This is a genomic window from Streptomyces scopuliridis RB72 (genome assembly GCF_000718095.1).
Classification (GTDB): Bacteria; Actinomycetota; Actinomycetes; order Streptomycetales; family Streptomycetaceae; genus Streptomyces; species Streptomyces scopuliridis.
The window spans coordinates 229,193-236,146 of the sequence record NZ_JOEI01000031.1 but is presented as its reverse complement, the minus strand read 5'-3'; the positions used below and the strand labels follow the sequence as shown (position 1 = coordinate 236,146).

General features: G+C 71.2%; 6 protein-coding genes. 1 reads left to right on the top strand and 5 read right to left on the bottom strand.

The features are described from left to right. Positions 1 to 168 precede the first annotated feature (168 nt). Genes IF11_RS0131385 through IF11_RS0131365 form a run of 5 tightly spaced genes read right to left on the bottom strand, consistent with a single transcriptional unit; the run spans position 169 to position 5,600 of the window. A complete protein-coding gene (locus tag IF11_RS0131385) occupies positions 169 to 1,479 on the bottom strand; it encodes a DUF58 domain-containing protein (protein WP_030355174.1) in 1,311 nt (436 codons plus the stop codon). Between the two features lie 12 nt (positions 1,480 to 1,491). Then, positions 1,492 to 2,493 carry an AAA family ATPase gene (locus IF11_RS0131380; protein ID WP_030355173.1) on the bottom strand — a complete coding sequence of 334 codons (1,002 nt, stop codon included), beginning with the start codon at positions 2,491 to 2,493 and terminating at the stop codon, positions 1,492 to 1,494. Beyond that, positions 2,490 to 3,680 carry a DUF4350 domain-containing protein gene (locus IF11_RS0131375; RefSeq protein ID WP_030355172.1) on the bottom strand — a complete coding sequence of 397 codons (1,191 nt, stop codon included), beginning with the start codon at positions 3,678 to 3,680 and terminating at the stop codon, positions 2,490 to 2,492. The genes IF11_RS0131380 and IF11_RS0131375 overlap by 4 nt, the downstream gene beginning before the upstream one ends. Beyond that, positions 3,677 to 4,366 carry a DUF4129 domain-containing protein gene (locus IF11_RS0131370; RefSeq protein ID WP_030355171.1) on the bottom strand — a complete coding sequence of 230 codons (690 nt, stop codon included), beginning with the start codon at positions 4,364 to 4,366 and terminating at the stop codon, positions 3,677 to 3,679. Before IF11_RS0131370 ends, IF11_RS0131375 begins: the two co-directional genes overlap by 4 nt. Before the next feature lie 4 nt (positions 4,367 to 4,370). After that, on the bottom strand, positions 4,371 to 5,600 hold the full coding sequence (locus IF11_RS0131365) for a DUF7847 domain-containing protein (protein WP_030355170.1): 1,230 nt from the start codon (positions 5,598 to 5,600) through the stop codon (positions 4,371 to 4,373). 194 nt (positions 5,601 to 5,794) lie between these two features. Here IF11_RS0131365 and mtnA point away from each other — a divergent pair, with 194 nt between their 5' ends. Further along, on the top strand, positions 5,795 to 6,952 hold the full coding sequence (gene mtnA / locus IF11_RS0131355; RefSeq protein ID WP_030355168.1) for an S-methyl-5-thioribose-1-phosphate isomerase: 1,158 nt from the start codon (positions 5,795 to 5,797) through the stop codon (positions 6,950 to 6,952). Positions 6,953 to 6,954 lie beyond the last annotated feature (2 nt).

Genomic DNA, 6,954 nt, shown 5'->3' with positions numbered 1-6,954 from the left:
ATGGTACTGCAGGGGGGACCCTGTGGGAGAGTAGGACGCCGCCGAACAATTATTGTGGGAATGCCCCGCACCTTCTGGTGCGGGGCATTTCTGCGTTCAAGACTCATATCTTGAACGCAGCAGCCGGTAATGGGTAGCCGATTGAAGCTCGGCTACCCATCTTCGCTCTCAGAGGCGTCCCGCGGCCTTCAGTGCCAGATATGCATCGGCGAGGGCCGGAGCCAGGTTCTCCGGGGTGGCATCCACGACAGTGACGCCGTAGCGCTGCAATTGTTCTGCCGTACGACGTCGCTGGGCCTGTGCCTGTGTGCCGGCGGCGGCTTCGTAGACCGCGTCCACTGTGCCCCGCTCCCGGCTCATCTTCTCGATGTAGGGATCGGCGACGGACGCCACCAGGACCGTATGGCGTCGGGTCAACTGAGGCAGGACCGGGAGGAGCCCTTCCTCGATGGGGGCGGCGTCGAGGGTGGTGAGCAGCACGAGGAGTGATTGACGCGGGGCGTTCTTCAGTGTGGCCGCGGCGAGGCCGCGCGCGTCCGTCTCCACGAGCTCCGGTTCGAGCGGGGCGAGCGCGTTCACCAGTGCGGGCAGGACATCGCCCGCCGCGTGGCCCCGGACCTGGGCGCGGGTGCGGCGGTCGTAGGCGAGGAGGTCCAGTCGATCGCCTGCTCGTGAGGCGAGTGCGGCGAGGAGCAGTGTGGCGTCCATGGCCGCGTCGAGGCGGGGGACGTCGCCGACCCGGCCGGCCGAGGTGCGGCCGGTGTCGAGGACGACGAGGATGTGCCGGTCGCGTTCGGGGCGCCAGGTCCGTACGGCGACGGCCGACTGGCGCGCGGTGGCCCGCCAGTCGATGGACCGGGTGTCGTCACCGGGCACGTATGCGCGGAGGCTGTCGAACTCGGTGCCCTCGCCGCGCGTCAGCAGGCTCGTACGGCCGTCGAGTTCTCGTAGACGGGCGAGTCGGGAGGGCAGGTGCTTACGGCTGTGGAAGGGGGGCAGCACGCGTACGGTCCAGGGAACCTCGTGGTGGCCCTGGCGAGCCGCCAGACCCATGGGCCCGAACGAGCGCACCGTGACCCGTTCTGCCTGGCGGTCGCCGCGGCGAGTGGGGCGGAGCAGTGTGGTCAGCCGACGGCGCTCGCCCGCGGGCACGGTCACCTTGTGCCGCGATGTCGCCTGTTCGGTGCCGGGGAGCCAGCTGCTGGGCGGCCAGGCGTCGCGGAGGTGGGCGCGCAGGCGGCGGCCCGAGGGGTTGGTGACGGTGAGATGGACCTCGGCGCCGTCACCGAGTCGAACTGACGTATCACCACTTCGGGTGAATCGGAGCTTTCGCACTGGTGCGGCGAGGGCGTAGTCGCACAGAATTGCTAGCGAGAGCGGGGCGTTGACAGCAAGGATGCCCGCCCAGCTGGGGGCGAAGAGGCCGACGGGGAGTGAGCCGAGGGCCGCGAGGAGCGCGGTTCGTCCGGTGAGGGCCACGGGTTCACCGACTCATCGGGGGACGGGGACATGGGCGAGTATCGCGGTGATGACGGAGTCGGTCGTGACCCCCTCCATCTCGGCTTCGGGCCGGAGTTGGACGCGATGGCGCAGTGTGGGGAGGGCCAGGGCCTTCACATCGTCGGGGGTGACATAGTCCCGGCCGGTGAGCCAGGCCCAGGCGCGGGCGGTGGAGAGCAGGGCGGTGGCGCCTCGTGGGGAGACGCCGAGTGCGAGTGAGGGGGATTCACGAGTGGCACGGCAGATATCGACGACATAGCCCGCGATCTCGGGTGTGACGGTTGTGCCGGCGACGGCGGCGCGTGCCGCTTCCAGGTCGGCGGGCCCGGCGACGGGCCGTACCCCTGCGGCCTGGAGGTCACGCGGATTGAAGCCTTGCGCATGGCGGGTCAGGACATTGACCTCGTCGTCGCGGGACGGCAGCGGGACGGTCAGTTTGAGCAGGAACCGATCGAGCTGGGCCTCGGGGAGGGGGTAAGTGCCTTCGTACTCGACAGGGTTCTGGGTGGCGGCCACCAGGAATGGATCGGGCAGTGGCCGCGGAGTGCCGTCGACCGTGACCTGGCGCTCCTCCATCGCCTCCAGCAGCGCCGACTGGGTCTTGGGCGGCGTCCGGTTGATCTCGTCGGCCAGCAGCAGATTGGTGAAGACGGGACCTGGCTGGAAGGAGAACTCCGCGGTCCTCGCGTCGTAGACGAGGGAGCCGGTGATGTCGCTCGGCATCAGATCGGGGGTGAACTGAACGCGTTTCGTGTCGAGTTCGAGGGACGCGGCGAGTGCCCGTACGAGGAGGGTCTTCGCGACGCCGGGGACTCCTTCGAGGAGTACATGCCCTCGGCAGAGCAGGGCGACCACAAGCCCGGTGACGGCGGGGTCCTGGCCGACCACCGCCTTCGCGATCTCCGTGCGCAGGGCCTCCAGGGAAGCGCGGGCGCTGTCCGTGTTCCCGGCGTCACCGGTGTGCGCGGAGTTCTGTGCGGTCGGGGCACTCATGAGGTGCGTACCTCTCTTTCGAGGGCGTCGAGTTGGTCCGCGAGGCGGACAAGAGCGGCATCATCGGTCGGCACCGGACCGAAGAGCAGGGTGCGCGGATCTCGGGTGGTATCCGGGAGCCGGGCGGAGACGGCCGGGATCAGCACGTCGGGGGAGTGGGCGTCGGCCGGTGGCACGCCGAGGAGGGGCGCGAGGCGGTCGCGGGTGGCCGAGCGCAGGGACGAGGCGGCGTGGTCCCTGGCGTTCGCCTTGCGGTAGAGGCGGGCGCGGCCCTCGGTGGACTCCGAGGCCCGGATGGCGACAGGGAGTCGTTCGGCCACGAGCGGGCCCAGGCGGCGGGCACGCCAGACGGCGGCGAGCACCGCGGCGAGGAAGAGCTGGAAGGCGCCCCAGAGCCAGCCGGAGGGGATGAGGCCGAGGAAGCCACTGTCGCCGCTGCTCTCGGCGGCGGATCCATCACTGAGCGAGGGGAGGTACCAGACGAGTTGAGGCCGGGAACCGAGCAGTTGAAGGGCGAGGGACGCGTTGCCGCGTTGGTCGAGGCGGTCGTTGTACAGGATGTCGGGGGAGCCGAGAAGGACGGTGTCACCGGCTTCCGTGCCGGTGTCCCTGATCCTGAGCAGGGTCGGCACACCGTCGCTCATGTAGCAGGCGTCGGCGTCGGCGATGTCGGTGACGTATCGCTCACCGCCGATGTCGACGGTGCCCGCGCGGTCGGCGGCGGGCAGCGAGCATCGCGGGGCGCGTGCCGAGACCGGTGCAGGGGTGTTCGTACGGACGCCGGGCGCCAGGGTGTCGACGGAGGGCGGACCGGCGCCGAGGAGGACGGTGCGGCCTCCCGCGGACGCCGTCGCGGTGTGCAGGGAGCGCTGCTGGCGTTCTGTCAGCAGGTCGGGGTTGGTGACGAGGAGCGTGGTGTCGGGGCCGGCCGCGGCGGTGGCCTCGTCCAGCGTGGTGACGGCTTCGACGGAGACTCCACGGTCCTTGAGGAGTTCGGCGGCGGCGCGACTGCCGAACCGGTCGGCGGAGCGCGGGTCGAGGCGGCCGTGCTGGTCGCCGGAGCTGAGGGCGGCCATGGTGATCCCGGCCGCGAGCAGAATGACGAGCGCGAGGACCAGTCCGCGGCTGCGGGTCCAGACCTGTCGGGTGGTGGGGGAGAGCGAGGTGGAGTCGATCGTGGAGGTCACTCGGCTGTTCCTCCGGAGGCGGTGCTCAGCTGCGGCTTCGCGCTTTCCAGGTCGAGATCGAGTGTGCTCAGCCGCCGGTATGTCTCCTCGTCGGCGGTGCGGCCCCCGTATGTGATGTCGTCGAATTCCCTGGCGGCCGTGCGCAGTCGGGCCGCGTGGCCGGGGAGCGGGCGGCCGGCTTCGGAGGCGGCCTCGTCGGCGGTGCGGCCGGGGCGCGGGTCGAGCAGGGCCCGCTCCTCCAGGGAGCGGACGATGGCGCGCATGCGTTCCTGGGCGGCCTGGTTCCAGCGGCCGGCGGCGGCGTGCGTGTCTGCGGTGGTGCGGTGTTCCGCCGCGCTGCGGGGGCCCTCGTCGAAGAGTGTGCGCTCTGTCCCCGGTATGCGGCGCGGGGTGCCCAGTCGCCACCAGAGGGCGGCGAAGAGCGCGACGATGATCAGCGCGATGACGACGAGACCGAGCGGACCGCCGGGGGCTGCGCCGGAGGCGGAGTCGAAGAGGTCGCCGACCCACTCCCAGAAGCGGTTGAGCGCGCGCTGGAGGAGGTTCGGGTCGTTCTCGTGGTACATCGGCCTGGACAACTCCCGCTCCGCCGCTTCACGGGCCGGAACGCGAGGCGTGTCCACCGGTATGCCGTCGTCCGCGCGGATCAACTGCCGCGCGAGTGCCGTTCCCCCCGTGGTGGACACCGCGTCAGTTCCCCGGGGAGCCGTGGCCCGGCGGCTGCGTGCCGTAGCCCGCCACGCCTGCGGCCCGTGCCAGTTCGAGATCGAGGGCCTCGCGCCGGATGCGCTGGTCGACGTAGAGGAGCACGGTCACGCCGGCGGAGATCGGATAGGTGATCGTGGAGGCGATCACCGAGCCGATGCCGGTGACGATCAGGTACGGCCAGCTGTAGTCCGGGCTACTGCCGGAGTACAGGCCGGCGAGACCCGCGCTGTCCACTGCGGTGGCGATGATGAAGACCGGGATGGCGATGATCAGCGAGATCAGGAACGAGATCAGCAGCGTAAGAAGCAGTACGCCGAAGGTGCGCCACCAGGCGCCCGTGACGAGCTTGGCGGAGCGGCGCATGGCGGACAGCACGCTCTGGCGTTCCAGCATGAGCGCGGGGGACGCGAGGCTGAAGCGGACCATCAGCCACACGACGACGGCCAGGGCGGCCATTCCGCCGAGCGCGGTGAGCGCGGCTCCTCCGGCCGAGCCCATCAGCAGGCCGGGGAGGATCGCGACGGTCATGATGGCGGCGCTCATCAGCGGCAGCAGCAGGGTCAGGCCCAGCAGCTGAGGGAGCCGTGGACGGGCCTCGTTCCAGGCTTCCGAGAGCGTGACGGGGCGCCCCAGCACGGAGCGGCTGATCACTACGGTGAGCACGGCCGTGGTGAACAGGGTGCCGATCACCAGAATGGCGAGCGACGGGATCTCGGACACGAGGGTGGAAGAGAGCGAGTCGGCGGTCTGGCTGAGGAGTTCCGACGGGCTCGCGTTCGGGTCGAGTTCGACCGGCTCCGGGAGCAGGTAGCGGCGGAAGAGGATGTCGGCGATCTGGGAGACCACGGCGACGGCGAGGGTGACGCTGAGCACCACCCGCCAGTGGGTGCGCATGGTGGAGACGGCGCCGTCGAGGATCTCGCCGACCCCGAGAGGCCGGAGCGGGATGACACCCGGCTTGGCGGCGGGCGGCGGGCCCCAGCCGGGACCGCCGCCCTGGGAGGGCCCGCCCCAGCCTTGCGTGGGCCGGGGAATGGCGGGTCCTGTGCCGGGGGCGCTCGGCGGGGACCACTGACCGGCCGGCGGCTGGGCCGCGGACCACTTCGAGGAGGAGCCGGTGTCGTCGGCGGGCGCGGCGGGCCTGGGCACACCGGAGTCCTGGCCGTCGGACGGGGCGGATCCGGGCGAGGCCCAGCCCGGAGTGTCGTTCACGGTCGTCCACCTCGTGGATTGGTTGCGGGGCCGGCTCGGCGAGCCGGCGCTTCAGCAGCGCCTGTCCGCGGAGCGGGGCGGCGGGCTGGCAGCCATCGTGCCACGCGCCGTGCCCCGGCGGACCGGGGGCTGTATCTCCTTCTCCGCTCCGTCCTCGCCTTCATTGTCCGTGTCGCAGCGGGCAGACTGAGCGAATGGCTGATCAGTACGCACGAACCCCGGCCGGTGCCGGGCCGCCCATGCTCCCCTCGATCCGCTGGGACGAGCCGCCGGAAGGGCCCGTACTGGTACTTCTCGACCAGACGAGACTTCCGGCCGAGGAGACCGAGCTGGTCTGCACGGACGTACCCGCTCTGGTGCGGGCGATCAGGGCCCTGGCGGTGCGCGGGGCGCCGCTGCTGGGCATCGCGGGCGCCTACGGGGTGGCGCTGGCGGCGGTACGGGGCTTCGACGTGGAGGACGCGGCGGAGCGGCTGGCCGGGGCGCGGCCCACCGCGGTGAACCTTGGTTACGGGGTGCGGAGGGCGCTTGACGCGTACCGGGTGGCGGTCGACAAGGGCGCCGATCCGGAGCGGGCGGGGGCCGCGGCGCTCGCTGAGGCCAGGCGGCTGCACCGCGAAGATGCCGAGGCCAGCGCGCAGATGGCGGCGTTTGGGCTTACGCTCCTCGATGAACTGCTGCCGGGTGGCGGCCACCGGATCCTGACCCACTGCAATACCGGGGCGCTCGTCTCGGGCGGGGAGGGCACCGCGTTCGCCGTCGCGTTGTCGGCCCACCGGGCCGGCCGGCTGCGGCGCCTATGGGTGGACGAGACCCGTCCGCTCCTCCAGGGCGCCCGGCTGACGGCGTACGAGGCGGCTCGCAACGGGATGGCGTACACATTGCTCACGGACAACGCGGCGGGTTCGCTCTTCGCGGCGGGGGAAGTGGACGCCGTCCTGATCGGGGCGGACCGGATCGCGGCCGATGGATCGGTGGCGAACAAGGTGGGGAGTTATCCGCTCGCCGTGCTGGCCAGGTACCACCATGTGCCGTTCGTCGTGGTCGCCCCGACCACGACGATCGACCTCGGTACCCCGGACGGGGCGTCGATCGAAGTGGAGCAACGACCGGGGCAGGAAGTGACGGAGCTCACGGCACCGCGGACAGCGGTGGCGGGAGTGGAAGCGGGAGGTGGGATGCCGGTGGCGCCGCTGGGAACGCAGGCGTTCAACCCGGCCTTCGATGTCACCCCTCCGGAACTGGTGACGGCGATCGTCACCGAATACGGCGCGCTGTCCCCGGTGACCGGGGACGGAATCGCGGAGCTGTGTGTCAGGTCACGCCAGGGTAACGATGAGCTAATGGGATGATG